Genomic DNA, 26,287 nt, shown 5'->3' on the forward strand with positions numbered 1-26,287 from the left:
CCGGCCCGCACCCCCGTCCCCACCTCTGGCCCGTGCTCCCAGCGGGCGAGCCGCAGCCCCCGCCGCCCGAAGTCGCGCGGCCCAACCCCGGGAGGAATCCCCGACATGGCTGACAGCCGCACTCTCCCCCAGCCTCCAGCCGGGGGCACACCCACCGTCCTGGTCATCGGCGGGGGCGCCTCAGGCAACGCCGTCACCATCCTGCTGCGCCGCGCCGGCATCGCCGTCGACCTGATCGAGGCCAAGCCGGACTGGAACGCCACCACCGGCTCCGGCATCACCCTCCAGGGCAACGCCCTGCGGGTCCTGCGCGAACTGGGCGTGTGGGAACAGGTGAAAGCCTCCGGATACGCCTTCGGCTCGCTGGGCGTGACCGCCCCCGACGGCACCGTCCTGTTCGTCGCCGAGGACATCCAGACCGGCGGGGAGGACCTGCCCGCCACCCTCGGCATGCAGCGCCCCCAGCTCCAGCAGATCCTCATCGACACGGTCCGCGCCTCCGGCGCCGACGTTCGCCTCGGCACCACCGCCGAAACGCTGGAGGAGGACGCCGACGGCGTGTCGGTGCGCTTCAGCGACGGCAGCGAGAGCCGCTACGACCTGGTGATCGGCGCCGACGGACTCAACTCCGCCACCCGCGCCGCGATCGGCATCACGGACAAACCCGAGCCGACCGGCATGGCCATCTGGCGCATCGCCGCCCCGCGGCCCGAGAGCGTGACGCGCACCGACCTCGCCTACGGCGGCCCCGCCTACATCGCCGGATACTGCCCCACCAGCGAGAACACCATCTACGCGTACGTCGTCGAAGGGTGCCGCGACCGCGCCTCCATCGACCCGGCCACCTACGCCGACGAGATGCGCCGCCTGGCGCAGAGCTACGGCGGGGTCTGGCCGGAGATCACCAAGCACATCACCGACCCGAAGAAGGTCAACTACACCTGGTTCGACCGCCTGCTGGTCGAGGGCTCCTGGCACCAGGGCCGGGTCGTGCTGATCGGCGACGCCGCCCACTGCTGCCCGCCCACGCTGGCCCAGGGCGCGGCGATGTCCCTGGAGGACGCCCTCGTCCTCGCCGAGCTGCTCACCAGTGGACGGGACTGGGACGACGAGCTGTTCCAGACCTACCACGACCGCCGCATTCCCCGGGTGCGCACCGTCGTCGCGGCGTCCATGCAGATCGGCCAGTGGCAGCTGGACGGTGTGCGCGACGCCGACATGGCCGGGCTGGTCGGCCGCACCATGAACCTCCTCAAGGAGCGCCCGTGACCACCACCGCATCCTCCGCGCCGACCATCGACGTCCACGCCCACCTCCTGCTCCCGGAGGTCGAGGAGACCGTCGCCGGTCATCCCGGTCTCGTCGAGGCCCGCGCCCTCGACGCCCGCCGCAACGGCCCGGCGGCCCTGTCCGTGAACGGTCCGATGGTCGGCGCGCGCGTGCCGAAGCTGACGGACGCCGCGGTGCGCCTGGCGGCCATGGACGCGCAGGGCGTGGACATCCAGCTGGTCAGCCCCTCGCCGTCCCACTACCACTACTGGGCCGAGCCCCAACTGGCCGAGAGGGTCTGCCGACTGGCCAACGAGGGCACCGCAGCACACTGTGCGAAGGCTCCCGACCGGCTGCACGGCCTGGGCCTGGTGCCGCTCCAGCATCCCGACCTCGCGGTCGGCCTGCTCGACCACGCTCTGGATCAGGGACTGAGGGGTGTGGAGATCTCCTCGCACGCGCCCGGCCGCGAGCTGTCGGATCCGGCGTATGAACCGCTCTGGTCCCGTGCGGAGGAGACGGGCGCGCTCCTCTTCCTGCACCCGTTCGGCTGCACCCTCGACCATCGTCTGGACCAGTGGTACCTGTCCAACACCGTCGGCCAGCCCACCGAGAACGCGGTCGCCCTCTCCCACCTGATCTTCTCCGGCGTCCTGGACCGTCATCCGGGCCTGAAGCTGATCGCGGCGCACGGCGGCGGCTACCTGCCCACCCACATCGGCCGCTCCGACCACGCCTGGCGGGCCCGTCCCGACGCCCGGGGCTGTGAGCGGGAGCCGAGCAGCTATCTGAAGCAGCTGTACTTCGACTCCCTCGTTCACGACCCTCAGGTGCTGCGGGAGCTGCTGCGAGCGGTCGGCCAGGAACGGGTCCTGCTCGGCTCTGACTTCCCCTTCGACATGGGCACCGACGACCCGCTCGGCGCGCTGCGCGCCGCGGACCTGCCCGACACCGACTTCCAGTCCGTCCGTGGCGGAAACGCCGCCGCTCTGCTCCACCTCGTCTGAGGAGAACCCCCCATGGGTAACCGCCTGCTCACCCACCTCCGCCACGTCGACCTCGCCGTGCCGGACTACGACAAGCAACTCGACTTCTACGCCGGCGTCTGGGGCCTGACCAAGGTCGCCGAGGACTCCGGCATCTCCTTCCTCGCCGCCGAGGGCAGCCCCGAGCAGTACGTCGTCCGGCTGCGCAAGGCCGAGGAGAAGCGCCTCGACCTCGTCTCCTACGGTGCCGCGAGCCCGGCCGACGTGGACACGCTCGCCGAACAACTCCTCGCCGAGGGTGTTGAGCTGGTCACCCAGCCGGGCAAGGTGGAAACACCCGGCGGCGGTTACGGCTTCCGCTTCTTCGACGTCGACGGCCGCACCATCGAGGTCTCCGCCGACGTCGAGATGCGGCAGCACCGCAAGATCGAGGAGAAGGAGTCGATCCCGGTCAAGCTGTCGCACGTCGTCCTCAACTCGCCGGATCTGGACAAGACCAAGGCGTGGTACGAGGAGCACCTCGGCTTCCGCCTCTCCGACACGCTCGGCCATCCGCACATCGGCGACGTCATGCACTTCATGCGGATCAGCGACCAGCACCACTCCATGGCCATCGCCAAGGGCCCGCACACCTCGCTGCACCACATCTCCTTCGAGATGCGCGGAATCGACGAGTACATGCGCGGCTCCGGCCGTGTCATCCGTTCCGGTGCCCGCAAGATCTGGGGGCCGGGCCGGCACATGGCGGGCGACAACACCTTCACCTACTTCCTCGACCCGCACGGCAACACGGTGGAGTACACGACGGAGTTGGAGCTGCTGGACGAGGACACCTGGCACCCGCACGTCTACGACTTCTCGAAGCCCGAGGTCACCGACCAGTGGGGCACCGCCAACCCCATGAACGAACTGGTTACCAAGGAGTCCTTCAACGACGTCGACCGCGGCGTCTTCGTCGCTCCGCCAGTCTGATCGGCGGAACCTTCAGTCCCCGGGGGTGCGGTTGCCCTGTCAACTGCCCTGACTCCCATGCCGCGCCCCCGGCCTTCGTGCCACCCCTCATGCCGACAGCCGACAGGAAACCGCCATGCGTTTCGCCGCGTACGAGTACCGCAACCGACGCCACGTGGCCGTCGTCTCAGAGGACGGCACGCTCCACCCCCTGCCCGGCGTCAGCTCACTGACCGGCCTGCTCGCCGAGGGCGGCGGCCTGCCCGCACTGCTCGACGCGGGCTCCGCGACCCTCGACGTTCCGGCGGGCCCCCGCATCTCCGACGTACGACTGCTGGCGCCGCTCCAGCCGCCCACCGTGCGGGACTTCGTCACCTTCGAGGAACACGTCGAGGGCGTACGGCGGTCCGTGGACGGGGCTGCCGGGGTACCCGAGCGGTGGTACGCGGCCCCAACGTTCTACTTCGGCAACCCCTACGCGATGTACGGGCCGCACGACGACATCCCCATGCCGCCGGGGTCGAGCGTGCTCGACTTCGAGCTGGAGGTCGCCGCCGTGATCGGAAAGGAGGGCCGCGACCTCACCCCCGAGCAGGCCCGCGACCACATCGTCGGCTACACCGTCTTCAACGACTGGTCGGCCCGCGACCTGCAGTCCGCCGAGATGAAGGTCGGCCTCGGCCCCTGCAAGGGCAAGGACACCGCCACCACGCTGGGCCCTTACCTGGTCACCGCCGATGAGCTGGGGAAGTACCGCGACGCGGACGGCTTCCTGCGCCTGGTGCTCACAGCCGAGATCAACGGCGAGGTCGTGGGCAAGGACCTGCTGTCCAACATGAGCTGGACCTTCGAGGAGATGGTCGCCTACGCCTCACGCGGCACCGTCGTCCGCCCCGGCGACGTCCTCGGTTCCGGGACCTGCGGCAACGGCGGCTGCCTCGCCGAGCTGTGGGGTGTACGGAGTGAGCAGTCCCCGCCTCCCCTGAAGCCCGGCGACACGGTCACCCTCACCGTCGAGGGCATCGGCTCCGTCTCCAACACCGTGGTGGCCGGCCCGGACCCCATGACCGTTCCCGTCGCCCGACGCCGCACGAGGGAACGGCCGTGACCGATCTCCATCCCTGGGGGCACCTCCCGGCCGAAGGCAGGGGCAGGCTCATCGGCAGGGTCGTCGTGGTCACGGGCGCGGCCGGTGGCCAGGGCGCCGCGGAGGCCGAGGCGCTGACCCGCGAGGGCGCCCGGGTGATCGCCACCGACGTCACGGAGTCACCCGGCTGCCGCCGTCTCGACGTCACGAGCGAGAAGGACTGGGCGGAACTCGCCGCCGACCTGCGTGAGGCGTACGGGCAGGTGCACGGCCTGGTCAACAACGCGGGCGTCACCTGGCGGGCCCGGATCGACGACGTGCGCCCCGAGGACATGGCCCGGGTCCACGCGGTCAACGTCACCGGCCCGCTGCAGGGCATCCAGCACCTTGCCCCGCTGATGCCACCCGGCTCCTCGATCGTGAACGTCGGCTCGTCCGCCGCGCTCACCGGCCACTACCCGGTCGCCTACACAGCCAGCAAGTGGGCGCTGCGCGGCCTGTCGCGGACCGCCGCCATGGAACTGGGGCCCGTCGGCATCCGCGTGAACATCGTCCATCCCGGCTTCATCGAAACGGACATGACCGCCTCCGCGGCGCCCGCGTTCCGAGAGGCGAACGTCCGCGAGACACCGCTCGGCCGCACCGGAACCGTCGACGAGATCACCCCCCTCGTCGTCTTCCTTCTCTCCGACGAGGCGTCCTTCATCACGGGGGCCGAGATCCCGGTCGACGGCGGCCTCACCGCGCACGGCGGCGCCAAGTCGATCTCTGACGCGCTGCGCGCGGACGCCTGAACCGGCGACCACGCAGGACAGCCACGACAGAAAGGCCCTCCCTCTCATGGACAAGGTCCGCGCGTGCGCCGCCGAGGCGGTCGCCGACATCCCCGACGGCGCGTCGCTGGCCGTCGGCGGCTTCGGCCTCAGCGGCATTCCCGGGGTGCTCATCCAGGCACTCCACGCCCAGGGCACCACCGGCCTGGAGGTCGTGTCTAACAACTGCGGTGTGGACGGGCGCGGACTGGGAGTGCTGCTGGCCGACGGCCGGATCGCCCGTGTCACGGGCAGTTACGTCGGCGAGAACAAGGAGTTCGCCCGTCAGTACCTGTCGGGCGAGCTGGTGCCGCAGGGCACGCTGGCCGAACGGTTGCGCGCCGGAGGAGCGGGCATCCCCGCGTTCTACACCCCGGCAGGGGTGGGCACCCAGGTGGCCAGGGGAGGGCTGCCCTGGCGCTACCGGCCCGACGGCACGGTCGCGGTGGCCTCCCCGCCCAAGGAGACCCACGACTTCGCGGGCCGCGCGTACGTCCTGGAGCACGGCATCACCACCGACTTCGCCCTCGTACGGGCCTGGCGCGGCGACCGCCACGGGAACCTGATCTTCCGCAAGTCGGCAGCCAACTTCAATCCTCTCGCCGCGATGGCCGGCCGGATCACCGTCGCCGAGGTCGAAGAGCTCGTAGAACCGGGCGAGTTGGGCCCGGACGGTTTTCATACTCGCGCCCAGGTCGACATCTTTTGAGGTGTGCCCGACCTGTTTCCCTCAGTCCATCGCGTGGAGTGCGTCGCAGGCTCGCGCCACATGCCTCACCTGCTGCTTCGAACAGAGGGGTGCGGGCGATGAACGCTCTGCCTCGCTTCTGATGAGGCGTCACGACGCTCGGTCGAACGCCCCCCCGAGCCGCCCGGATCCTCGCCGAACTCCAGGAACACAGCCCCGAGTTCGTCCCATGTGGGAACTTCAGGAGGTCGCCCAACGCTACGACGACTGCAAGACCATCCTCCATCCCGAACTCGGCCGCATCGACGTCGACGCACAGATCCTGTTCACCGAGAACCGCGCCCAGACCCTGGTGGTGCTGACCACTCGCCCCGGCACGGAGAGCCACAGCAAACTCGAACTGCTCTCCGTCATAGGACACCAGCAGCTCATCCCCTGACGTCCTGGGCGGGAGGCGGGTCAGGGCTCGGCGCGGAGTGGTCGAACAAGCGGGTCACGGTCCAGGACGCCGGAAGTCGTCGGGACCGGAGGTGCGGCACCGCGCCCACCCAGCTCCGCACGGCTCTTGCCCTGCGCTCTGCGGCCAGACATGTCGAGCCCCTGTCTTGTCCGGGCTCCGTGGGTCGGCGATTTGACCGGATGCCGCCTCCGTTTTACTCTCGAATACATACGGAGGCAGCATCCGTTTTGATGCGGTCGCAGGATCAGGGCAGTAGGAGGAGGGCGCATGAGCGCCGGTGAACAGCGGGGACGCAAGCCCCGCGCGGACGTCCAGCGCAACCGCGCTGCCCTCCTGGAGACCGCGCAGCGTCACTTCCTGCAGCACGGGGTCGGCACCTCCCTGGAGGCGGTGGCCAAGGAGGCGGGTGTCGGGCCCGGCACCCTGTACCGGCACTTCCCCACCCGGGAGGCGCTGCTGGCGGCTGTGCTGCAGACGCGCTCCGAGGAACTGGTGTCCCGCCAGGCGGACATCGAGCAGCTCGACGACCCCGCCGAGGCGCTGGAGCAGTGGCTGCGGGCGATGGAGGACTACTTCAGCGCCTTCAGCGGGCTGCCGGACCCGCTCATGGCCGCGGCCAGGGCGCAGGAGCCGGACAACCCGCTCACGATTCCCTGCGACATCCTCATCTCCGCCACCGATCAGTACGTGCGAGCCGCGCAGCTCGTGGGGCGCGTACGCGCGTCGGTACGCGGGCACGACCTGTTCCTCGCGGCCTGTTCCGTTGCCTGGATCAAGGGCACCGGCACCGAGGAGGAGCCGCTCGACCGGCTCCGCACGCTCATCGCGAGCGGCTACCGCGAGCGGGACACACAGGCGTAGACGGTCAGACCTCCGACCGGGCCCCGCAACACCAGGTGGCACCACCACAACACCAGGTGGCACCACCACCCAGCCATCACATCGCGCTGCCCTCAGGGGCGGTGCAACCTCTCAAAGGACAAATCATGAAAATTACTGTCATAGGCGCTGGCGCCATCGGCGGGAACCTCGCTGCCAAGCTCAGCACGGCCGGTCACGACGTCCAGGTGGCCGACGCCCGCGGCCCCGAGGCCGTCCGGGCAGAGGTGCTGGAGTCCGGGGCCCGCGCGGCGGAGCTCGCCGACGCCGTCGAGGACCGGGACGTCGTCGTCCTGGCCATCCCCTTCGGGGTGGCGGGGAAGCTGGCGGACCTGTTCGCCTCGGTCCCCGCCGAGACGGTGATCATCGACACCTCGAACTACTATCCCCACCTCAACGGGCAGATCGAAGCCGTGGACAACGGCCAGGTCGAGAGCGTGTGGAACGCCGAGCAACTGGGACGCCCCGTGGTCAAGGCGTGGAACGCCGCCCTGGCCGAAACCCAGCGCACCCGGGGCGTCCCGGCCGGAACACCCGGCCGCCTCGCCATCCCCGTCGCCGGCGACTCCGAGGAGGCGCGGCGTGTGGCCATGCAGCTCGTGGACGACACCGGCTTCGACCCCTACGACGCCGGCCCGCTGGCCGACTCCTGGCGTCAGCAGCCGAACAGCCCCGCCTACTGCACCGAGCTGACCCTCGACGAGCTGCCGGCGGCCCTGGCCGCGGCCGACCGCGTCAAGGACGCCCGCATCCGCGACAGCGTGCCCGAACGCTTCGCCACCCTCCCGGCCACGGCCACCCTGGAGGACGTCGTCGAGATGAACCGCGCCGCCCACCGCTGAGTCACCCGACAGGGCTCTCGTGCACGCAACGGCACGAGGGCGGCAGCGCCGGCACGCCACGAACGAACAAGACGAACACGAAGAGCGCACAGTCCCCCGCGCTGCGGCCTGTAGTCCCGGCACGCCGCTGCCTGCGAGCATCCGCAAGCCTGCCGGTGCCCGCGAAGGGTGCGTCCGCACTCGGCCCTTACGTCGGCTGCCTCCTTGCGTGGCCTGCCGTACTGCGCTGCGCGGCGGCGGCCGTGGCGGCGACTGCGCACCATGGAGAGGAACCGCCTTGCCCGGCACCGCATCACCCTTCACCGACATCGCACACTCCCGCCGCTCCCCCCGGCGGTTCCTGCCTACCGCCCTGTCCCCTTCGGACATCCGCGGCGTGCTGGAAGACGCGCAGACGGCCCCCTCGAACAGCAACACCCAGCCGTGGACGGTGCACGTCGTCTCGGGTGCGGCGCGGGACGCCCTGGGCAAAGAGCTGCTCCGGGCAGAGGAGGAGGGACGGACCTCCCCGGACTTCACCGATGGCTACGGCGAGGGCATCTACCTCGAGCGGTCGAAAGCCCTGGGCGCGAGTGTCTACCGGTCCCGGGGCGTCGAGCGCTCGGACCGGCACGGCAGGAGGGCGGCGGTCCGCGAGAACCTGGAGTTCTACGGCGCGCCCCATGCCGCTTTCCTGTTCATGCCAGCGCTCGGCGACGGGGTGCGGACGGCCGGCGACATCGGCATGTACGCGCAGAACTTCCTGCTCTCGCTGGCGGCCCGGGGGCTGGCCGGCATCCCGCAGACCGTGCTCGGCGTCTACGCCGACACCGTCCGCGAGTTCCTGGGTGTCCCCGCGGAGCTCAAGCTGCTGTTCGGCATCTCCTTCGGCATGGCTGACCCGGCGGCACCGGTGAACACGCTCCGCACGGGGCGGGTTCCGCTGCAGCGGAGCGTGGTCCTGCATGACACCCCGGGAGTCCTCGACAGGCCGTAGCTCCTTCGCCCGCAGGAGCGATCCGGCACCTGGTCCCGGGCCGCCACTCGGCCGGCCCGGGACCGGCGCCCGCACGGCTTCTGACCATTCGGAGGATGCCTCCGAATTCGCGAGAAGGTATACGGAGGCATTCTCCGTTCCTCGTTGTCTGGTCTGGAGAAGTAACCGTGACAAGCCGACAGATGGTCCTGGGCATGCAGTTCAGCGGCGGATACGGGGCCGCACCGGGGGCCTGGCGGCTGCCGGGTGCGAACCTGAACAGCTACACGGACATGGACCAGTTCGTGCGTTACGCGCAGGCCGCCGAGCGCGGCAAGATCCAGCTGCTGTTCATCGCGGACACCCCGGTCCTGGACGTCGACCTCGACCACCACTCCCCGCACCACATGATCGACCCGCTGCTGATCCTTACCGTCCTCGCACGCGAGACCGAGCGGATCGGCCTGGTCACCACCGATGCTCGCCGGCTTCATGCCGACCATCGCCCCCTCCCGCCAGGCCGCCCTTCAGCGGCGGCGCTTCCTGGACGAGGTCGTCGACCTGAACCAACGCGTCCGCTACCTCGGCGCCATGATCGGCCTCCCTCTCGGCCCCGCCCAGCTCGACGAGCCGCTGACCGCTGACCAGCTCGCCGACGCCATACCCAGCCCGCACGACCCACGCTCCGCCCGCGCCCTCGAAGTGGCCCGGGAAGGCTGGACCCTGCGCGATGTACTCGCGCACGGCGTCATCGACTACCACCCGGTGGTCGCCGGCACCGCCGCCGACGTGGCCGACCATATGCAGCAGTGGTTCGAGGCAGGGGCATGCGACGGCTTCTCGATCGCCGTCGACGGCTATCACTACGGCTTCGACGCCTTCGTCGACCAGGTCGTCCCGATCCTGCAGGAACGCGGCCTGTTCCACGACGACTACGAAGGCCCCACCCTGCGCGAGAACCTCGGCGCCCACGAGCAGTACGGCATCGACCCGCGCCTCACGAAGCCGGCCCGGTCATGACCACCACCGGAAGGGTCGGATTTGCCGCGACCGCGAGAAACGCCGAGGAGCAGAGGGGACACCGAAGCCGGCGGCCACCTGCTCGAGCGTCACTCCCGGGCCGCGGTTCCTCGCGACCCGCACGACGTCCTCGCGGAACTCTTCCGGACAAGGCTTCGGCACAGCGACGTCCTTCCCACCCGCCCCACAGGGCAAGCCAGTTCAGATGTCACCCGATCGTGCGGCAGACCCACCCCATGGGGTGCTCGGCTCGGCCACGACTCGGTCTCGGCCTGGTGAATCGTGATGCAGTGCACGGCGTCACGTACGAGCGTGTGACCATGCGCTTCGAGCGGAGTACGCGTGTACCGCGCTTGACGGAGAACGATGACCGCCCCGGGAAGTCTTCGAACTTGCGAGGCGACGGGTTTGCAGGTGGCTGCATAAGCCTGATCGTGCTGCTCATCGAAATCCCGGTCGCTTTTCTGCTGGGGTTGACGTCGGTCATCCGTGGATGGGGCAGTGGGGACGAGCAAAGAGTGGCACCCGCGATGGACTGGGTTCCGATCCTCTGGTTCGGCGGGTTCACGTTGGGCGTGCTAGTGATCGCCGTGATCTTCCTGTACTCGGCACATCCGTTCGCAGGTGCGGTGCAACTGCTCTTGGCAGCCGTTGCGCTGTTCTTCACGGTCGCTGCTTGGCACGAGCAGTACGAGCGTGCCCACCCGTCTCCGTTACCAACTGGGGTCGGGATGCCGCACGCTCCTTCGCACCACATGACGGACCGGTAGGACCACAACAGCGCGGCTGTAGGAGCACAAGGCCACACAGGCGCAACAACCGGCGCAGTCATGTGCACTCGACCCCACGAACCGGCACAGTCGGTCACCGGCGACCAGAAAGAACAAGCTGAGCCTGTTCCGGTCAGACCTTCTCCCGCGGCCACACCCGACGCCCCCGGCTGTCGGCGCCGGTGTGGACCGTGCGCGCGTCACGGCCGACGTGGGTGTTCATCGCTGACCGGAGCCGGTGGTGGAAGGTGAACCCCGGGGCAGGTCCTGCCTTCGGAGGCCGCTCCCGTACGTCGGCCTTCGTGCACAGGACGTCCCACACCCGGTCCGGGCACTCCCCGTGCCGCCAAAGGAAGTCGCAGTACGGGACGTGCGCGATCTCCAGGTTCAGCCAGCCGTCCTTCTTGAGTACGCCCTGCCACTCGGACAGGCGGAGCTTCAAGTAGCCGTGCGGCCGGCCGGACTTGTCGACGCTGGTGATGCCGAGTACGCGGGCGAAGCCCGGGGTGTGTTCCAGCACGACCACCGGACGCTCCTTGTAGGTGTTGTTGTCGTGGGTGAGCTCGGCCGTCCACACGTCGCCGACGGCGGGTGGCCAGGACGTCACTCCGGGGGGCGCGGGACGGGCCGGCGGCCCGGACCTCATCCAGCGCGCCAGGCGGACGCCCGCGGCCATCGCGCAGCCGGCGGACAGCCCCACCAGCGACCACCACAGGACGGCGAGCAGCAGCGTCCCGGCGGTGGCGCGGTCCGGGTCGGGGACGAGGGTGCCGCCGGTGTGGTGGATCCAGTACCCGGTGACGGCGGCCAGGAGCGCCTTCCACAGCGTCGTCCGCAGCAGGACCAGCGGGAAGTAGCCGTGGTCCACGATCCGCATCAGGCCCAGGACGGTGGCGGTCGTCGCGTAGATCACGGTCATCCCGGCCATGGGTTGCCTGTCGACCTGCGCGTCCAGCGGTGCCATGACACCCGCCACGACGCAGCAGAGGCCCACCGCGCGTGCCGCGACCAGCATGCGGCTCCCCTTGAGCCGCGCGGGCGCCACCATCCGGACCATCGGCCGGGCGACCAGTACGCACAGCACGAGCAACGCGACGCATATCCAGGTGTTTCTGGTACCGGTGAAGCCGACGCGGAGCACCGGAAACATCAGCACCCACATGACCCAGGAGCCGAGCCCCACCGCCAACGGCGCCCCTACCGAGTATTCGGGAGTGCGCCTCTTCGATGTCAGCCGTGGCTGCTGCGTTCCTCCCATCAGCGGCGTGCTCAGACACACCAGAAGTACGGCCCCCGTCAGAATCGCCTGCACGTTCCCCCCCGGCTCTCGTGGCTGGGAGCAGCATGGCCACGCGACCGGCGTGCCCGGCGTCGTTTCGCTCTTCCGGACCCGCGCGCCGGGCAGTCTGGTAAGGCACCCAGGTTCGCGCGGGGCAGATCCCGCACAGCGGCAGCAGTGGCTCCAGGCGGTCCCAGAGCTCATCCGACGCCCCCGGCGACTGTCGTTCCGGAGTTCGTGTGCGAGTTTTGGTGGTCAGACATGAGATCGCAGTCGTCGCGGAGGTCTCGGCTTGTCGCTGACTGAGGTTTTCTCAGTGAAGGTCGCTTCCAGTGGCGGCTGAGGGCAAGGGCGGCGCGGGCTATGTCGCCGATACGGCTGGGGCTGAGGGTGACGCGCTTGAGCGCGCGCCGGCGTTCCTTGAGTTCGGCAGCGGTGCGCTCACCGCCACAGGTCGTTGCCGTTGTCCCGAGTGCCGGCCAAGCGGTCGCTCTCGACGAGCATGCCGCCGAGGATCACGTGACTCATCTCCCCTCGCGGCAGCGGTCCAACACCTCGTGCAGATCGGGTGCTTGGGCGGCGAGGATGTCGATGCCCTCGTGCAGGTAGCGATAGCTGGTGGCCTGGGAGATGCCAGCGTCCCTGGCCAGGCAGTGCACGCAGCCCCGCTCACGGAACCAGCGCGGCACGAGGACCGCCTGCCGGAACGTGCCCAGCGCGCGCGAGCCCCGCGGGGTGCCCAGACGACGGCGAAGCCTCTGGTTCAGCGGACGATCTTGTGGTGAGAACCGTCCTGCCAGGGGCTTCACGTCTCTCGACGATCGAGGCCCACCTGCCCCACCCGTCCCGAATCGAGCGGTTCACATAGCTTCGCGAAGATCATTTCGCAGTGACGAGGTCTGGGATTTCCCTGACTTCACGCCCACGCCGCTCCAAGATGTACGCAACCGTTTCCAGAAGATGCACGCTACTGCTCCCAGCATTTGACACCTGCACCGAGGATGGCCGCGGCGCTGGCAACGGTTCCCGGATGGCCGGCCCAACATCCTGCGCGAAGTATGGACTGGGGGTTCCGGTCGGCGGCGGAGACCCAACACTAATGATCACCGCTGTCACCAGGGGGAGCCCGCAGCATGACCGGCACCACGGAGGCCCTTGGCGGGTCGGCTGCAGTCGACGATGCAGCACGAAGTGTCACGCGCCCGTTCTACGTATACGCCGTACTCGCCAACACGCTGTTCCAGCGCGGCGTATTCGTCCTCTTCCTTTATCAGCGCGGCTTCTCCGTCGGGCAAGTGGCCTTACTGCAGACACTGCTCTACCTGGTCAGTGGACTTGCGGAGTTGCCGACGGGAGTCATCGCCGACCGAATCGGCAGGCGTGCCGGCATCGTGATCGGCCAGATGCTGATAGCTGGATGTCTGCTCGGTCAGGTGGCGTTCTCCAACTACTGGGTGTTCCTGGTGCTGTTCATCGGGCAGGGCGTGGGCATGGCATGTGTGTCCGGTTCGGACACCGCCCTGCTGTACGACCTGCTCGTGCGTCGTGGTGCAACGGCCAGCTACGTCAAGATCAAGTCCCGGTTCACCATGCTCGGGACGGTCACCTCGGGAGCCGCCATCGTCCTCGGCGGACAACTGCAGCAGATTTCCTGGGGAGTCGTTTACGTCGGTTCGGCGGCGTGCCTCGTCCTGGCCATGGTGGTGCTGATGTCAGGGGTGCCCGAGATCCGCGGCGCGGACGCGGTGGACGAGCAGGACGGAGCCGAGGAGCACGGCGACGCCACAGCATGGCGGGCGATGCTTCGAGTCGCCACGCCGGCGCTCGTGACGCTTGTCGTGGTGTCCGGATTGATGCATGCGACTTTGACGCCGTACATCATTTTTACGCAGAAGACCCTCTCCGATCAGGGAGCGGGCACCGCATTGGTCAGCGTGGTCATAGCGGCGGGATTCTTCGCTGGCGGGCTCACTCCATTGCTGTCGGACCGCGCGGACCGGCGCATCGGGTACCGGGTCATCGTCCCGGTGTCTCTTCTGACGCTCGCCGTGGCGCTCGGCCTGAGCGGCCTCGGCCTTGTCTGGGTCACCATCGCCGCGTTCCTGGTCCTGGCCGGGATTCCCGAGATCACCGCCGTGATCGTGGACAACGTGTTCAACGGGGCAGTGCCGTCGCGCCACCGGGCGAGCCTGCTGTCGATGATCGCATGCGTGGAGTCGGCGCTCATCGGCATCGGCTACCTCGTCCTCGGCGCGCTCATGGACGGGTTGGGCTCCAGTGTGGGCATGGCCACCTACGCCGCGGTCCCCCTGCTGGCATGTCTCCTGTGGCTCCCGGTGCTCTTCCGAGGGGCACGGGTGACCACCGAGATCGAGAAGCCCGCCGACCCAAAGGCATTTTGAAACAGACCATCTCGCGCAACGTCCACGATGGGTGGGCTGGTATCTGACTCGGTGGGGGTCTCTGACTACTCCGTGGCCGCTGTGCAGGCACGAACGCATCCATGGGTTCCTGGCTGCTGTCGGGCTGGCCGAGGAGGGGTCAGACAGCGGGGTCGTTCCTCCTGGGCATGGCGGCCGAGTGGTGCACGGGCCCACTTCACGATGAATGGCTGTCACGCGTCGCCAGATGTCTCAGTCCTCGCCTCTTGCCCGGCGGCGGATGCCGCCCCTGCGACTGTCCATGTCGCCATCCCCCACAGGGAGAGCGCAGAGATGAGGCCCACCACGAGGCGAACGGACTCGTCCGGGCCGTTCGTGAGCCAGACGGTCACGCCCGCCGCCCCGGAAGCGATCAACAGGCCTGCCGGTATGCGCAGTCGGGGCTGCTCGAACACCGCCGCCAACGGCAGGAAGTGGAGCCCGACGACAACCGCGATCAGCGGGGGAACGAGCACCGGCACCCCGACGTGACGGCAGACCGCGACGATGGCGATGATCAGCAGCCACTGGAGCCCGTTGATCTGGTTGAACCGCCGGCGTCGGCCGGCAGGGAATGGCCCCCCTGCCGACGGCGGTAGCAAACGGCGCGCGGCGAGCATCAGCCCCACCGTGACGGCACAGCCGACTACGACCAGGATCTGCCGCGTCAACCCGTCGAACGCGCTCGAGCCCAGCAGCCACCAACCGAGCCCGAACAACGCGAAGAACCCCACCCCTGACCTGAACATGATCGAGACCCTAGGTGGAAGTCCAGCCCGGCGGTCCAGGAATTCCCAACTCGGCGCGGGCCTCGTTGGCCGACGGCCCGCGTGCACGCCCTGGCCGGCACCCGTCTCCCTCCCTCGGGGGATGTGTTCACCTGTGGGGATGCCGTGTGGCCCACTCTGACTCTTCAGGCCGGATACGCGTGCGTCTGAGCCGCCTTGACCGTCGCCCAGACCGTGGCTCCGGGGCGCAGGTCGAGTTCGGCCGCGGCGACCGTGGTGAGATCGGCGGCCAGGGGGAGCTCGCCGGTGAGTGCGACGCGGATCTGGTCGCCGTGTGTTTCCATGCCTGCCACCTCGCAGCACCACACGTTGCGGGCGCTGGCGCCGCTGGGGCGGTCCTGGTAAAGGGTCACCGCGCTCGGGGGGAAGGCGACGAAGACCGGACCGGTGAGGTCCTCGGTGGTGGTGACCGCCGATCCGTGGTCGACGTGGACCGTGTGCCCTTCGGCCTCGCCCCGGTAGAGGTTGAGGCCGACCAGGTGGGCGATGTAGTCGGTGCGCGGGCGGCGGGCGATGTCGGCGGGGGTGCCCCGCTGGACGATGTGGCCGTCCTCGATGACGACGAGATGGTCGGCGAGAACCATGGCGTCGAGCGGGTCGTGCGTGACGAGGACGGCGACGGCCTCGAACTCGGCCAGATGGTGGCGGAGCTGGGCGCGGACGTCGAGGCGTGTGCGGGCGTCGAGGGCGGCGAGCGGTTCGTCGAGGAGGAGCAGGCGGGGGTGGGTGGCCACGGCGCGGGCGAGGGCGACGCGCTGAGCCTGCCCGCCGGAGAGCCGGCGGGGCTTCACGGAGCCGTGCTCGGCCAGACCCAGGCGCTCCAGCCACGCGGCGGCCTGGGCGCGGGCCGCCGCCTTCGTCGCACCGTGGCAGCGCGGCCCGAAGGCCACGTTGTCCAGGGCGGACAGATGAGGGAAGAGCAGGTAGTCCTGGAAGACGACCCCGACCGGCCGGGCTTCAGGAGGAATACGGTCCAAGTCCGCACCGTCCAGGTGAAGATGGCCGCCCGTGAGGGGAGCGAGACCGGCCAGCGCACGGAGGGCCGTGGTCTTGCCCGCGCCGTTGGGGCCGAGCAGGGCGACGACGTCTCCGGGGGCCGCGGTCAGCGTGACGTCGAGACGGAAGGAGCCGCGCTCGACCACGAGCCGGCAGTCGAGCCCTTCGCCGGTCGGGCCGGGAGCGGCGACGGCGGTCTTCTCGGGATCGGTCATGAGGCGGTCATCCAGCGGTCGCGCAGGCCGGCGAGTACGGCGATGGACACGGCCAGCAGGACCAGGCTGAGAGCGATCGCCGCCGCCGGGTCGTTCTGCAGGGCCAGGTAGACCGCGAGGGGCATGGTCTGGGTGCGGCCGGGGAAGTTGCCGGCGAAGGTGATGGTCGCGCCGAACTCGCCGAGTGCCCTGGCCCAGGCCAGGACGGCGCCCGCCGCGATACCCGGAGCGATGAGCGGCAGGGTGACGCGGCGGAACGCGGTGAAACGGGAGGCGCCCAGCGTCGTGGCAGCCTCCTCGTAGCGCGGGTCGGCGGCGCGCAGCGTGCCCTCCACGCTGATGACGAGAAACGGCATCGCCACGAAGGCTTCCGCGATCACGACTCCCGTGGTGGTGAAGGGCAGGGTGACCCCGAACCAGGTGTCCAGCCACTTGCCGACGACTCCGTTGCGGCCCAGCGCCATCAACAGCGCCACACCCCCGACCACGGGGGGCAGGACCAGTGGGAGGGTCACCAGGGCGCGCACGAGCCCGCGGCCCGGGAAGTCGACCCGGGCCAGCAGCCAGGCCAGCGGCACCCCGATCACCAGGCTCACAGCGGTCGCCGCCGTCGCGCAGACCAGGGACAGCTGGAGGGCCTGCCACACCTCGGTGCTGGTCAGCAGGTCGGGCATGCTGCGCCAGGGGGCCCTGATCAGCAGGGCGACGAGCGGCAGGACCAGGAAGGCCAGGCCGATCAGCGCGGGCAGGAGGAGGGGCAGCGGGGCGCCCCCGCGACCGCCCTTGAGGACGCGGCGGCGCCGCGGGCCACCGGTGAGGGTGTCCGCGGCGTCGGCCTTGTCCAGGGAGGGAGAGGTCACGGCTTGAGGAATCCGGCCTCGTTCAGGACCTTCTGGCCCTCGGCGGACTGAACCAGCTCCATGAACGCCTTGGCGGTCCCGGTGTTCTTCGAGCTCTTGAGGACGGTGATGGGGTAGTCGTTGATGGCGTCGGCCGACTCGGGGAAGTCCACGCCTTCCACCTTGTCACCGGCCGCCTTCACGTCGGTCTTGTACACGACGGCCGCGTCGGCCTCCTTCAGGACCACCTTGTTGAGGGCGGACTTGACGTCTTCCTCGTAGGAGACCGGGGTGAGCTTCAGCTTGCTCGCGTCCAGGGCCTTCTGGGCGGCGGCGCCGCACGGCACCGTCTTGTCGCACAGGACGACCTTCAGATCCGCGTTGGTGAGGTCCTTCAGGGAGGCGACCTTGTCGGGGTTGCCCGGCAGGGTTGCGATCTCCAGCTGGTTGCGCACGAAGGTGGCGGGCGGGCCGGAGGCGTCTCCGGCGTCCGTGACGATCTTCATCGTCTTGGGGCTGGCGGAGGCGAACACGTCGGCCGGGGCGCCGCCGGTGATGCTCGCGGCCAGCGCGTCGCTGCCGCCGAAGCTGAAGGTGACCTTGGTGCCGGGGTGGGCCTTCTCGAACTCCTTGCCCAGCGTCGTGAAGCTCTCCTTCAGAGAGGCGGCGGCGAAGACGGTCACCTCTCCGGACAGCTCCGGCGAGCCGGAGTCCGACGCCGAGGAGTCCGACGCCGACGAGGAGTCGTCGGAGGACGAGCAGGCGCTCAGGGCCAGCAGCGCGGCGGCACCTGCGCCGGTCACCTGCAGCATCCGGCGGGTCCGGCGCACGGTACGGGTCATCACGGGTCCACTCCCTCTGGTCCTGACGGACACAACTACGGCCTGAAGACCTTGTCCACGGGCTCTCGACGACCACGTCGGTCGACTTGATCACGGCAACCGCGGATCTCCACCTGCGCGGAGACGTCGCCGAGGATCACGTCGGTGACGATGCCGGTGAACCGGTTGCGGGCCGAGCCGTCGACCCGTAGGTGTGCATACGCCGATCATACTTCCGCAAATGCTAGGCGAAAGTCTCCTGTCGTATTGCATGAGCCGGGCCCTCCGCATGTCAGCATGGCATGTGCGTTTGTACGGGGCGGTGGCTCGGGTACGGTCACCCGCAAGGTGGTAGCCAGTGAGCCGGACCCTCGCAGCTGCCCGTACGGCCGCCGGACCCGCGGCGGAACTCGTTCTTGCGGGCGACCTCGGCCGACCGGCCAGGCCGACGGTGCCCGACCTGCTCGCATGGCCCCAGCACCGGGCACGGGTCAGCTTCGAGGGCGCCACCGGCTTCCGTCGGCGCGACCGACCAGATGCGGATGCCCGCCGGCATCGCCCGGCATCCCGCTCACCGGTGGCATCCGCACGGCCCCCGGCCGCACCCGCCTGATCCCGGTCATCTGGGACGGCACCACCGCCCACCCCGTCGGCGGCCACCGCCTCGCGTTGCTGCACGGCGCGGCGCTCGCGGATGCCCTGGCCGCGGTGCCGCCGGACTGGCGGCCCGGTGCCCCGGTGCCGCTGATCCGGCTGAACTCGTGAGCGCTGCCCGTCCGTTTGGGTCGACGAGGCCACGGCGAGGCTTTCATCGCCCCACTCGTTCGGGATGCTCGTGCTCGGTGCTGACTGTCGCGGGTCAGGACGTCGGTGACGCGAGTTGTCGGCAGATCAGCCGGTGGGCAAGTTGCGCCGTCGCGAGCAGACCCTCGCGAGCCGTGTCGACGTTGGACCGCACTGACAGTCCGTGCCAGACGGATTGGAGGAGCCCGGTCAGGACCGCTGCGTTGGTGCCGGCGGCCAGTTCCCCGTCCTGGATCGCTCGTTCGATGCGCACGAGGAGGGCCTGCTCGTTCGAGCTGTGCAGTTCCGCGATGTAGGCGCTGGTGTCGAGCGTGCTCGTGCTGTCGGTCATCACGGCGCTGCTGATGAGACAGCCGGGATGCGTGTCGCTCGGCTGGGTGAACTCGTGGACCGAGTCGGTGAGGATGCGTTCGAGGACGGTCTGGATGTCCTTCTCGGCGACAGCCTGTTGGTAGATCTCGCGGTAACGCTCGGCATAGGTCCGCACCGCTTCCTCGAACAGTCCGGCCTTGCTGTCGAAGGCGGCGTAGAGGCTTGAGGTGGAAAGCCCGAGGGCCGCGGTCAGGGCGCGGGTCGAGGTGCCGGAGTAGCCGCGTCGCCAGAAGAGGCGAGCGGCGTCAAGGACCGCACGGTCGCGGTCGAAGGCTCGTGGTCGTCCACGGGGGCGTTCGGTCACCCTTGCATTGTAGATCGTTCGCTCCATAATGAAATTATGGAGCGAACGATTCAGAAGAAGCTGGCGGTCGGCGGGGACAGCTGGGTCACGGTCGATGTGTACGGGGAGCCGGATGCTCCGGGCCTCGTCGTCGTCCCGGGCGTGATGAGCGATGCGCACACGTGGCGCCGCGTTGTGGGCACCATCCACGCCTGGCCCTCAGTGGTGGTCGTAAACCGCCGGGGCCGCGCTTCCGCGGGGCCGTTGACCGACTCGTACGCGCTGCGGACAGAGGTCGAGGACCTCGGCGTGGTCCTCGACGAGTTCGACAGCACGAGGGCGCTCTTCGGCTGGAGCTACGGCGGCTTGATCGCCTTGCTGGCCGCCAACGATCGCCGGATTCCCCAGCTGATCGCCTATGAGCCGGTGATGCGGCCCTTCGGACGCCATGCGCTGCCGGACCTGAAGAGCGCAGAGGAGACGGCGGACTGGGATCGCTGCGTCGAGATCGTCAATCGGCGGATCTCCGGCTTCTCCGCCGCACACGTCGAGGATCTTCGGGCCGATCATGAGGGTTGGGCGGTCTTGCGTCGCTTGAGCGGACCGCTGTACGCCGAACTCGACGCGCTCAACGCGGCGCCGCCTCCGGAGGTGATGGCGCGACTGGCAGACCAGGTCGACCTGATCATCGGCCAGTGCAATCGCGGAACAGCCCCCTACGGAACCTCCTTCGACAACGTGCGGCAGCACGTCGCTCACGCCGGAGTCCACGAACTCCCAGGCCAGGGCCACCTGGCCCACGTCCAGGCGCCGGTAGAGCTTGGGCACCTGCTCGACAACCTCGCCGCCGTCTGACAGGAACCCGTGCCGACGTACCGCTCTCCGCCGAACGGTCTCTGGACTCACTCCCAGCAGGCGCGCGGCGTGCCCGATGCTGTACGTCGGCACACCGAAACACCCGGAGGCCGAGGGCCTGTTCGGGTACGCGGCGGGCACCCGGGAGATCCTGGAGTCCTGGTTCGCGGGTCGCCCGATTCGCGACGAGTACCTCATCGCCGACGGTGGCGGGCTGGCCGGAACCGGTGCCCACTCCTACTCGCTCAGACGCGGTCGATGTGCACGTTCGTCGACTTGACCCGGGCGGTGGCCTCCATACCGACCTCCAGGCCCAGTTCCTCCACGGCCTCCCGCGTCAGCAGAGACACCAGGCGGTGCGGTCCTGCCTGGATCTCCACCTGGGCTGCCACGTCGCCGAGCTTGATCGCGGTGACGATGCCGGGGAAGGCGTTGCGCACCGAGGTGTAGGAGGCGTCCTCCTCACCGTTCCCGCCCTTGGCCAGCTCCACGGAGAACGCGGCCAGGTCCTTCCCGTCGATGAGCCGCTTCCCGCCCTCGTCGCGATGGGTCGCCATTCGCCCCGCGTCCGCCCACCGTCGCGCGGTGTCCGGGCTCACGCCGAGCAGCCGGGCTGCCTGGCCGATCGTGTATGACTGCATGCGGGCCAAGATAGGCCCATCTGCGGGGCGGCCCTTCCTCATGCGCCGACGGTCTTCCGCGTCTGGCCCCCGACGCTCGTGTGGGGAACGCACCCGGGCGAGGGCCGGACAGCCCTCCGGCCTGGCTGCAGCCTCCCCGCCGCGTGCCGACTCCGCTTCCGGCTCCTCTGACCCCTCGAAACGGAGCCCGCCCCGGCTGCGGGCCGCCGTCCGCCGTACCGAGGACGCGCCGCTCGTCCCTGAGACGACGCTCGTCGAGACGGCGGACTTCAGCATCGACCTGCTGGCCAAGAAGGCCGTCCGGGACGGGCGGGACGTACGGCTCACTCCGACCGAGTGGCATCTGCTGGAGATCCTGGTCGTCGATCCGGGCCGGCTGATCACGCAGAAGCACCTCCTGCTGGAGGTCTGGAGCGTCTCGCAGAGCGGCAAGACCAGCGACCTGCGTGTCTACATGGCCCAGCTGCGCCGCAAGTTGGAGACGGGCCCCTCCCACCCCCCGCCATCTGATCACCGAGCCCGGGATGGGCTACCGCTTCGAAGGGTGAACATGGCACGCGGCAAGCTTCGGATCTACCTCGGTGCGGCACCGGGCGTCGGCAAGACGTACGCGATGCTCTCCGAGACGCACCAGCGCACCGGCGCATCGAGCGGGGCACCGACTGCGTGATCGCGTTCGTGGAGCACCACGGCCGGCCGCGCACCGAGGTGATGCTGCACGGCCTGGAGGTGGTTCCGCGCAGGGAGCTGGAGTACCGGGGCACCACCTTCACCGAGATGGACATCGACGCCGTCCTGGCCCGCCGCCCCCAGGTGGCGATGGTGGCCACCGTCAACATCCAGCATCTCGAGTCGCTCGGCGACGTCGTGGAGTCGATCACCGGGGTGCGGCAGCAGGAGACCGTGCCCGACGAAGCGGTCCGCCGGGCCGACCAGATCGAGCTGGTCGGCATGTCGCCCGAGGCGCTGCGGCGGCGGATGGCGCACGGCGACATCTACAAGCCGGACAAGGTCGACGCGGCCCTCTCCAACTACTTCCGGCCGGGCAACCTCACCGCCCTGCGCGAACGGGCGCTGCTGTGGGTGGCCGACCGGGTCGACGCGTATCTCACCGAGTACCGCAGCGAGCACAAGGTCTCGGCCATCTGGGGATCGCGCGAGCGCATCGTGGTCGGCCTGACCGGAGGCCCCGAGGGACGCACCCTGATCCGGCGTGCCGCGCGGCTCGCCGAGAAGGGCGCCGGCGGCGAGGTCATGGCCGTCTACATCTCCCGCAGTGACGGTCTCACCGCCGCCTCCCCGAAGGAACTGGCCGTCCAGCGCACGGTGGTCGAGGACCTCGGCGGCACCTACGAGGGCGGGGATCTCGGAGGCCGCGTCCAACTCGGGCAGATCGTCCGGCCCGTAGCGATTCCGGGTCGCCTCGACGATTCGGCGGGCGAGGTCGGCGATCCGGGGATCGTCGGCGGTGAGGTCGTACGCCTGGTCGCAGTCGAGGAAGAGCCGCCGTAGTGCCGGGTCGGCGAGCATCTGGGCCTGGTCGTGGAACAGGGTGATCGCGTGGTCCGGATGGGTGGCGAACACCAGAATCCCCAGGTCGCGTTGCAGGGCCACCCATCGAGGGGGGATTCCTCGGTGAGCCAGGTGATCCAGAAGTGGCGGTGGAGGCCAGGATCGCCGGGCCGGGCCGGAGCGGCGAAGCGCGATCCGCGTCGCATCGAGGACGGTTGCCACCAAGCCGCCGGCCGGCAGCAGCGTCGTCGCCGCGCTGCTCCGTGCTCGGCTCCGTCAGCTCTTCTCCGGCCGGTCGAGATGGTCGACGAGCAGGCTCAGTGCCCGTTCCACGGACTGGCGGCGTACCTCGTCGCGCGTCGTGCCGCTGCTTCTGAACTCGTGGCTGACCGTGCGCTCCGTGTCGGAGACGCCGATGTAGACGAGTCCTACGGGCTTGCCGTCCTGGCCGGTCGGGCCGGCCACGCCGGTTGTCGAGACGCCGAGGGAACTCCCGAACAACTCCCGTACACCGCGTGCCATTTGTTCGGCGGTCGCAGGACTCACGGGGCCGTCGGAGGCGAGGGTCGCCTCGGTGACGGAGAGGACCGTCGCCTTGGAGTCCGTCGCGTAGGTGATCGCGCCCCCGCGGTAGTAGTCCGATGCGCCGGGGGTGCCGGTGATCGTCGCGCCGAGCATGCCGCCGGTGAGGGATTCCGCCGTGCTGACGGACAGACCGCCGGCGCGGAGCAGCGAACCGAGCCGTGCCGCGATGTCCTGCAGTGTCACAAAGACTCCTCCGTTGCGGGCTGCGCCGGGGTGCCCGTCGCCGCGAGTGCTCATTGAATCCTTGCAGCGTGGGAAGTCCGGGCTGTACTGCGCGGCTTGGCGGAGCATGAACGGCAGACGGATGTCACTCGTGGTAGTAGACGGACGGTATGCAGAGCGCCAAAGCGTATCCGGCCTCGACGTAGGAACTCGATACCAGGTCCTTCGGCATCACCAGCCGGAAGCGCGCGCTTTCGCGCAGGGCACCAAGAACAGCGAGATCCCGAGAATCCCCAGGAAAACAGCGCTGAACACGAGGAAGGCCTGCAGGCCGTCACGGCGTGGCGGTTGCCGTACACCCCATGGGACGGCCCCGGGAAGCGCCATGAGATCCCCGGGGCCCGGAGTTACGGCCGAGACGTTCGTCTAGTGGCCGAGGTCGTTGACATTCACCGGGAGGAGGCTGGTGAGCGGGCTGAGCGCGTTGGTGGTTCTGTGGAGGAGGTTGTTTCCGCTCGTGCTCATGGTGGTGCTGCTGGCCTGGTCGCCGCCCTTGTCGCCGGGGTCGGCTGCGTGAGCTGTGCCGGTGGTGGTCAGGGCGGCCCCCGCGAGAGCCAGGGCGGCGAGGGTGCGTCGCGTGTTGGTCATGCACTGCTGAACGATCAGGCGGCGCATGCGTAACTAGGCCAAAACGGCGCTACTCGGCCGCCTTCCGCAGGGCGTTGAGCCAGTTGTTCAGCGAGCGTCCAGCGCGGCGGCGAGGTTGCCCCGGGTGGTGTGGTCGGCGATGACGGGGGCGTTCTCGTCGATGGTCGTGGGGTAGGTCATGGCGGTTCCTCGGGGTCGGGGGCCGGGTCGCCGCGGGGGAGTCCGACGGCGGGGGTCCAGTGGCCTTGGACGTGCGGGACCGGCGCGGGAGCCCGGGGTATCGGCGAGGCGACGGGCCGGGCCCCTGAGCTGGCCGGCACCGGTCAGGCGGGCAACTCCGCGTCCGGGATCCAGTGGCCGTGGATGCCGGCCGGCACCCTGCGGGGAAGGTCGCCTTGCCTCCGGGTGAACCGGAACCCGGCGGGCCGGCAGGCCTGGGGTCTGGGCGTCGAGGCCTGTGCGCGGGCCCTGGTGACCGAGGACGAGTCCGCCTACCAGGAGGCGATCGGTCTGCTCGACGACAGCGCGCTGGTCGTCTACCCGGCCCGGGCACAGCTGCTGTACGGGGAGTGGCTGCGCCGCCAGGGCCGACGGCGTGATGCCCGGTCCGCGCCGCGGCCGGCGCACGAGGCGCTGTCCGACCTCGGTAGGGAGGCGTTCGCCGAGCGCGCCGCCGGTGGGTTGCGCGCCACGGGCGAGCAGGCCCGCAGCCGCACGTCGACGGCTTTGGACCAGCTGACGACGCAGGAGGTGCACATCGCACGCCTGGTCGCCGACGCCGCCACCTCCAAGGAGGTGGCGGCGAAGCGGTTCCTCAGCCCGCGGGCGGTCGACGCGCATCTGCGCAACATCTTCCGCAAGCTCGCGCTCACTTCACGCAGGCAACTGCGGGACCTGCCCGGCCGTCGTTGGCCGCATGGTGGTGGACGCGGCCTCGGGCCCGTTCCTGGACTCCACGGGGCCGGGCCGACTCAGTCCGTACTTGGCCCGGTAGGCACCGGAGACCCTCTGGACGAGTTCGGGATCGTCCAGAGGCTGGAGGGCGACCGGCAGTCCGACCCCGGCCGCCTCCACCTCCGTGTCCGCGTGCCGCAGTACCCGGCGGTACCAGGCGCCGCGCCTCCCGAAAGCCGAGCGGACGTACGCCTTCCCGTCGAGCACCACCATCCAGACCGTTCTGGACGACCACCGGCCGTTCGCGTGCCGTACCCACAAGACGATCTCCGTACGGTCCATGACAGTGTCCATGGACCGACTTTCGCCGCGCGGGCACCGCGTACGCGTCGGTGGTCATCACCTGGACGGGTGTGCGCTGTATCCGTGTGTCCGTCAGCCGGAGAAGGGGACGGCGTCGGCCGGGTCGGCGTGCCAGTTGGTGGCGACGGGCCTGTCGACCAGGGCGGTGTCGGGGAGGTCCAGGCTGATGGAGTTGGCCTCGTCGCCCGCGATGGACAGGTGGATCCGGTCGAACTCCTTGCCGTAGTCGTTGTTGGTGGTCTTGGGGTTGATGCCTGCATAGGCCCGGGTGGAGCCGGAGAGGACGACGTTCTCGCTGACCGCGTGCTCGGCCGGTCCCACCTCGGTGTCGGCGGCCGAGCCGAAGGACGCGGAGGGGAAGACACCCTTCAGGTAGCAGGTGACGCCCGACTTGGCCTTGGCGGTGAGGAGGTAATAACCACCCGCCTGCGTCTCCGTGGTGAGCTTGAAGGTCAGGTCCTTGGTCACGCAGGCCCGCGCCGCGCTGCCTTTGCTGTCGGCGGTCGCGGTCGCGGTCGCGGTGGCAGTGAGGGCGACCGCCGCGACGGCGGCCAGGGCGAGACGGGCGGGGCGGGCGGCAAAGCGGGAACGCATCGAGATCTCCATCGTGCAGAGGTGGGTCGTCCAGCGGGTCGCTGGGACGACCGCAGCTTGTTCCGCGATCCGTCCCGCCCGCCACAAGCGGCGGTGATGATGGGACGCCGGAACGCTGGAACGAGGGCTGACCAGCAAAGACGCTGACCGCCTGGAACGGTGTGCTGGGACGGGGAGAGCCCACGCGGCGGCCGTCCCCCTCGGCGACCAGATCGCCGCGCGGGTACGGCGGGCCATCGCCGACGGCGAGGTGGCCCCGGGGGGAGCGGCTGCCGTCGGCCCGCGCCCTCGCGGAATCACTCGGGGTCAATCTCCACACCGTGCTCCGCGGCTACCAACGGCTGCGCGACGAAGGGCTGATCGAGCTGCGCCGCGGGGGGGGGGGGGGGGGGGTGTCCCCCCCCCCCCCCCCCCCCCCCCCCCCGGAGGAAGGGGGTGTGCTGGTGTCCCAAGAGAACACCCCCCGCCCTTCTGAGGAAAAAGGGGGCGGGGGCGTA

Annotated in this window: 27 protein-coding genes and 5 pseudogenes; 19 read left to right on the forward strand and 13 right to left on the reverse strand. The window is 69.8% G+C overall.

Annotated features, from left to right (window positions below; all coding sequences use genetic code 11):
* Positions 1-105 precede the first annotated feature (105 nt).
* The 12 genes from ACZ58V_RS38935 to ACZ58V_RS38990 all read left to right on the forward strand — a co-directional run bounded on the left by ACZ58V_RS38935 (position 106) and on the right by ACZ58V_RS38990 (position 10,719).
* Positions 106-1,269 carry an FAD-dependent oxidoreductase gene (locus ACZ58V_RS38935; protein WP_468192286.1) on the forward strand — a complete coding sequence of 388 codons (1,164 nt, stop codon included), beginning with the start codon at positions 106-108 and terminating at the stop codon, positions 1,267-1,269.
* On the forward strand, positions 1,266-2,276 hold the full coding sequence (locus ACZ58V_RS38940; RefSeq protein WP_392657316.1) for an amidohydrolase family protein: 1,011 nt from the start codon (positions 1,266-1,268) through the stop codon (positions 2,274-2,276). The genes ACZ58V_RS38935 and ACZ58V_RS38940 overlap by 4 nt, the downstream gene beginning before the upstream one ends.
* A gap of 12 nt (positions 2,277-2,288) precedes the next feature.
* Positions 2,289-3,227, forward strand: a complete 939-nt coding sequence (locus ACZ58V_RS38945; RefSeq protein ID WP_471295979.1) for a VOC family protein — start codon at positions 2,289-2,291, stop codon at positions 3,225-3,227.
* A gap of 115 nt (positions 3,228-3,342) precedes the next feature.
* The gene (locus tag ACZ58V_RS38950) at positions 3,343-4,314 is read left to right on the forward strand and encodes a fumarylacetoacetate hydrolase family protein (RefSeq protein ID WP_392657318.1); all 972 of its coding nucleotides are present in this window, start codon (positions 3,343-3,345) and stop codon (positions 4,312-4,314) included.
* Positions 4,311-5,087: an SDR family NAD(P)-dependent oxidoreductase gene (locus ACZ58V_RS38955; protein ID WP_468192281.1), complete on the forward strand. Its 777-nt coding sequence runs from the start codon at positions 4,311-4,313 to the stop codon at positions 5,085-5,087. The genes ACZ58V_RS38950 and ACZ58V_RS38955 overlap by 4 nt, the downstream gene beginning before the upstream one ends.
* Before the next feature lie 46 nt (positions 5,088-5,133).
* Positions 5,134-5,814 (forward strand): CoA transferase subunit A, encoded by a 681-nt coding sequence (locus ACZ58V_RS38960; RefSeq protein WP_471295982.1) that lies wholly within the window; start codon positions 5,134-5,136, stop codon positions 5,812-5,814.
* Positions 5,815-6,022: 208 nt separating this feature from the next.
* The gene (locus tag ACZ58V_RS38965) at positions 6,023-6,232 is read left to right on the forward strand and encodes an MmyB family transcriptional regulator (protein WP_471295983.1); all 210 of its coding nucleotides are present in this window, start codon (positions 6,023-6,025) and stop codon (positions 6,230-6,232) included.
* Between the two features lie 288 nt (positions 6,233-6,520).
* A complete protein-coding gene (locus tag ACZ58V_RS38970) occupies positions 6,521-7,114 on the forward strand; it encodes a TetR/AcrR family transcriptional regulator (protein WP_468192274.1) in 594 nt (197 codons plus the stop codon).
* Between the two features lie 125 nt (positions 7,115-7,239).
* Complete coding sequence (locus tag ACZ58V_RS38975) at positions 7,240-7,974, forward strand: NADPH-dependent F420 reductase (RefSeq protein WP_471295986.1); 735 nt, start codon at positions 7,240-7,242, stop codon at positions 7,972-7,974.
* Between the two features lie 277 nt (positions 7,975-8,251).
* Positions 8,252-8,950: a nitroreductase gene (locus ACZ58V_RS38980; RefSeq protein WP_468192271.1), complete on the forward strand. Its 699-nt coding sequence runs from the start codon at positions 8,252-8,254 to the stop codon at positions 8,948-8,950.
* 471 nt (positions 8,951-9,421) lie between these two features.
* On the forward strand, positions 9,422-9,949 hold the full coding sequence (locus ACZ58V_RS38985) for an LLM class oxidoreductase (RefSeq protein ID WP_471295988.1): 528 nt from the start codon (positions 9,422-9,424) through the stop codon (positions 9,947-9,949).
* Between the two features lie 320 nt (positions 9,950-10,269).
* The gene (locus ACZ58V_RS38990) at positions 10,270-10,719 is read left to right on the forward strand and encodes a DUF6234 family protein (RefSeq protein ID WP_471295990.1); all 450 of its coding nucleotides are present in this window, start codon (positions 10,270-10,272) and stop codon (positions 10,717-10,719) included.
* A gap of 133 nt (positions 10,720-10,852) precedes the next feature.
* On the opposite strand, the gene ACZ58V_RS38995 is transcribed toward ACZ58V_RS38990, so the two are convergent.
* On the reverse strand, positions 10,853-11,902 hold the full coding sequence (locus ACZ58V_RS38995) for a hypothetical protein (RefSeq protein ID WP_468192456.1): 1,050 nt from the start codon (positions 11,900-11,902) through the stop codon (positions 10,853-10,855).
* A gap of 620 nt (positions 11,903-12,522) precedes the next feature.
* Positions 12,523-12,807: a hypothetical protein gene (locus tag ACZ58V_RS39000; protein WP_471295992.1), complete on the reverse strand. Its 285-nt coding sequence runs from the start codon at positions 12,805-12,807 to the stop codon at positions 12,523-12,525.
* A 324-nt stretch (positions 12,808-13,131) separates the two neighbouring features.
* Here ACZ58V_RS39000 and ACZ58V_RS39005 point away from each other — a divergent pair, with 324 nt between their 5' ends.
* The gene (locus ACZ58V_RS39005; RefSeq protein WP_471295993.1) at positions 13,132-14,400 is read left to right on the forward strand and encodes an MFS transporter; all 1,269 of its coding nucleotides are present in this window, start codon (positions 13,132-13,134) and stop codon (positions 14,398-14,400) included.
* A 212-nt stretch (positions 14,401-14,612) separates the two neighbouring features.
* Here the strand turns inward: ACZ58V_RS39005 and ACZ58V_RS39010 are convergent, their stop codons facing one another.
* The 5 genes and pseudogenes from ACZ58V_RS39010 to ACZ58V_RS39030 all read right to left on the reverse strand — a co-directional run.
* Positions 14,613-15,167, reverse strand: a complete 555-nt coding sequence (locus ACZ58V_RS39010; RefSeq protein WP_471295995.1) for a hypothetical protein — start codon at positions 15,165-15,167, stop codon at positions 14,613-14,615.
* Between the two features lie 164 nt (positions 15,168-15,331).
* Positions 15,332-16,417: an ABC transporter ATP-binding protein gene (locus ACZ58V_RS39015; RefSeq protein WP_471295996.1), complete on the reverse strand. Its 1,086-nt coding sequence runs from the start codon at positions 16,415-16,417 to the stop codon at positions 15,332-15,334.
* Positions 16,414-17,277: a molybdate ABC transporter permease subunit gene (modB, locus tag ACZ58V_RS39020; protein ID WP_468192262.1), complete on the reverse strand. Its 864-nt coding sequence runs from the start codon at positions 17,275-17,277 to the stop codon at positions 16,414-16,416. The genes ACZ58V_RS39015 and modB overlap by 4 nt, the downstream gene beginning before the upstream one ends.
* Entirely contained in the window at positions 17,274-18,098 is an 825-nt protein-coding gene (gene modA / locus ACZ58V_RS39025) for a molybdate ABC transporter substrate-binding protein (RefSeq protein ID WP_471295998.1), read from the reverse strand. Before modA ends, modB begins: the two co-directional genes overlap by 4 nt.
* 58 nt (positions 18,099-18,156) lie before the next feature.
* Positions 18,157-18,274 (reverse strand): annotated as a pseudogene (locus ACZ58V_RS39030) (MerR family transcriptional regulator); the annotation flags it as partial.
* Between the two features lie 271 nt (positions 18,275-18,545).
* Here ACZ58V_RS39030 and ACZ58V_RS39035 point away from each other — a divergent pair.
* Positions 18,546-18,842 carry a hypothetical protein gene (locus ACZ58V_RS39035; RefSeq protein WP_471296000.1) on the forward strand — a complete coding sequence of 99 codons (297 nt, stop codon included), beginning with the start codon at positions 18,546-18,548 and terminating at the stop codon, positions 18,840-18,842.
* A gap of 94 nt (positions 18,843-18,936) precedes the next feature.
* Here the strand turns inward: ACZ58V_RS39035 and ACZ58V_RS39040 are convergent, their stop codons facing one another.
* Complete coding sequence (locus tag ACZ58V_RS39040; RefSeq protein ID WP_471296002.1) at positions 18,937-19,557, reverse strand: TetR/AcrR family transcriptional regulator; 621 nt, start codon at positions 19,555-19,557, stop codon at positions 18,937-18,939.
* Positions 19,558-19,593: 36 nt separating this feature from the next.
* On the opposite strand from ACZ58V_RS39040, the gene ACZ58V_RS39045 reads away from it, so the two are divergent.
* A complete protein-coding gene (locus ACZ58V_RS39045; protein ID WP_471296004.1) occupies positions 19,594-20,391 on the forward strand; it encodes an alpha/beta fold hydrolase in 798 nt (265 codons plus the stop codon).
* Between the two features lie 245 nt (positions 20,392-20,636).
* Here the strand turns inward: ACZ58V_RS39045 and ACZ58V_RS39050 are convergent, their stop codons facing one another.
* A complete protein-coding gene (locus tag ACZ58V_RS39050) occupies positions 20,637-21,032 on the reverse strand; it encodes a TOBE domain-containing protein (RefSeq protein WP_468192257.1) in 396 nt (131 codons plus the stop codon).
* A 193-nt stretch (positions 21,033-21,225) separates the two neighbouring features.
* On the opposite strand from ACZ58V_RS39050, the pseudogene ACZ58V_RS39055 reads away from it, so the two are divergent.
* Together ACZ58V_RS39055 and ACZ58V_RS39060 are read left to right on the forward strand one after the other, a co-directional pair.
* Positions 21,226-21,580 (forward strand): annotated as a pseudogene (locus tag ACZ58V_RS39055) (winged helix-turn-helix domain-containing protein); the annotation flags it as partial.
* A gap of 2 nt (positions 21,581-21,582) precedes the next feature.
* Positions 21,583-22,385 (forward strand): annotated as a pseudogene (locus tag ACZ58V_RS39060) (histidine kinase); the annotation flags it as partial.
* Between the two features lie 435 nt (positions 22,386-22,820).
* Here the strand turns inward: ACZ58V_RS39060 and ACZ58V_RS39065 are convergent.
* Positions 22,821-23,312 carry a CinA family protein gene (locus ACZ58V_RS39065; RefSeq protein WP_471296007.1) on the reverse strand — a complete coding sequence of 164 codons (492 nt, stop codon included), beginning with the start codon at positions 23,310-23,312 and terminating at the stop codon, positions 22,821-22,823.
* A gap of 405 nt (positions 23,313-23,717) precedes the next feature.
* Positions 23,718-23,939 (reverse strand): hypothetical protein, encoded by a 222-nt coding sequence (locus tag ACZ58V_RS39070; protein WP_468192254.1) that lies wholly within the window; start codon positions 23,937-23,939, stop codon positions 23,718-23,720.
* Between the two features lie 363 nt (positions 23,940-24,302).
* Here ACZ58V_RS39070 and ACZ58V_RS39075 point away from each other — a divergent pair.
* Positions 24,303-24,767 (forward strand): annotated as a pseudogene (locus ACZ58V_RS39075) (helix-turn-helix transcriptional regulator); the annotation flags it as partial.
* Between the two features lie 45 nt (positions 24,768-24,812).
* On the opposite strand, the gene ACZ58V_RS39080 reads toward ACZ58V_RS39075, so the two are convergent.
* Both ACZ58V_RS39080 and ACZ58V_RS39085 read right to left on the reverse strand, forming a co-directional pair.
* Positions 24,813-25,187, reverse strand: coding sequence for a DUF2255 family protein (locus tag ACZ58V_RS39080; protein WP_471296010.1), 375 nt, complete (start codon positions 25,185-25,187; stop codon positions 24,813-24,815).
* Between the two features lie 81 nt (positions 25,188-25,268).
* A complete protein-coding gene (locus ACZ58V_RS39085) occupies positions 25,269-25,790 on the reverse strand; it encodes a DUF4232 domain-containing protein (protein WP_468192249.1) in 522 nt (173 codons plus the stop codon).
* Positions 25,791-25,941: 151 nt separating this feature from the next.
* Between ACZ58V_RS39085 and ACZ58V_RS39090 the strand changes: the two are divergent.
* Positions 25,942-26,191: pseudogene (locus ACZ58V_RS39090) on the forward strand (GntR family transcriptional regulator); the annotation flags it as partial.
* Positions 26,192-26,287: the final 96 nt, after the last annotated feature.

It is taken from the genome of Streptomyces sp. NPDC040589 (assembly GCF_055594445.1).

Coding starts and splice junctions, on each gene's coding strand:
- ACZ58V_RS38935 (WP_468192286.1), top strand. CDS start 106: ATGGCTGACAGCCGCACTCTCCCCCAGCCTCCAGCCGGGGGCACACCC.
- ACZ58V_RS38945 (WP_471295979.1), top strand. CDS start 2,289: ATGGGTAACCGCCTGCTCACCCACCTCCGCCACGTCGACCTCGCCGTG.
- ACZ58V_RS38950 (WP_392657318.1), top strand. CDS start 3,343: ATGCGTTTCGCCGCGTACGAGTACCGCAACCGACGCCACGTGGCCGTC.
- ACZ58V_RS38960 (WP_471295982.1), top strand. CDS start 5,134: ATGGACAAGGTCCGCGCGTGCGCCGCCGAGGCGGTCGCCGACATCCCC.
- ACZ58V_RS38965 (WP_471295983.1), top strand. CDS start 6,023: ATGTGGGAACTTCAGGAGGTCGCCCAACGCTACGACGACTGCAAGACC.
- ACZ58V_RS38970 (WP_468192274.1), top strand. CDS start 6,521: ATGAGCGCCGGTGAACAGCGGGGACGCAAGCCCCGCGCGGACGTCCAG.
- ACZ58V_RS38975 (WP_471295986.1), top strand. CDS start 7,240: ATGAAAATTACTGTCATAGGCGCTGGCGCCATCGGCGGGAACCTCGCT.
- ACZ58V_RS38985 (WP_471295988.1), top strand. CDS start 9,422: ATGCCGACCATCGCCCCCTCCCGCCAGGCCGCCCTTCAGCGGCGGCGC.
- ACZ58V_RS38990 (WP_471295990.1), top strand. CDS start 10,270: ATGCGCTTCGAGCGGAGTACGCGTGTACCGCGCTTGACGGAGAACGAT.
- ACZ58V_RS39005 (WP_471295993.1), top strand. CDS start 13,132: ATGACCGGCACCACGGAGGCCCTTGGCGGGTCGGCTGCAGTCGACGAT.
- ACZ58V_RS39010 (WP_471295995.1), bottom strand. CDS start 15,167: ATGTTCAGGTCAGGGGTGGGGTTCTTCGCGTTGTTCGGGCTCGGTTGG.
- ACZ58V_RS39015 (WP_471295996.1), bottom strand. CDS start 16,417: ATGACCGATCCCGAGAAGACCGCCGTCGCCGCTCCCGGCCCGACCGGC.
- modA (WP_471295998.1), bottom strand. CDS start 18,098: ATGACCCGTACCGTGCGCCGGACCCGCCGGATGCTGCAGGTGACCGGC.
- ACZ58V_RS39035 (WP_471296000.1), top strand. CDS start 18,546: ATGGCCCCAGCACCGGGCACGGGTCAGCTTCGAGGGCGCCACCGGCTT.
- ACZ58V_RS39045 (WP_471296004.1), top strand. CDS start 19,594: ATGGAGCGAACGATTCAGAAGAAGCTGGCGGTCGGCGGGGACAGCTGG.
- ACZ58V_RS39050 (WP_468192257.1), bottom strand. CDS start 21,032: ATGCAGTCATACACGATCGGCCAGGCAGCCCGGCTGCTCGGCGTGAGC.
- ACZ58V_RS39070 (WP_468192254.1), bottom strand. CDS start 23,939: ATGACCAACACGCGACGCACCCTCGCCGCCCTGGCTCTCGCGGGGGCC.
- ACZ58V_RS39080 (WP_471296010.1), bottom strand. CDS start 25,187: ATGGACACTGTCATGGACCGTACGGAGATCGTCTTGTGGGTACGGCAC.
- ACZ58V_RS39085 (WP_468192249.1), bottom strand. CDS start 25,790: ATGCGTTCCCGCTTTGCCGCCCGCCCCGCCCGTCTCGCCCTGGCCGCC.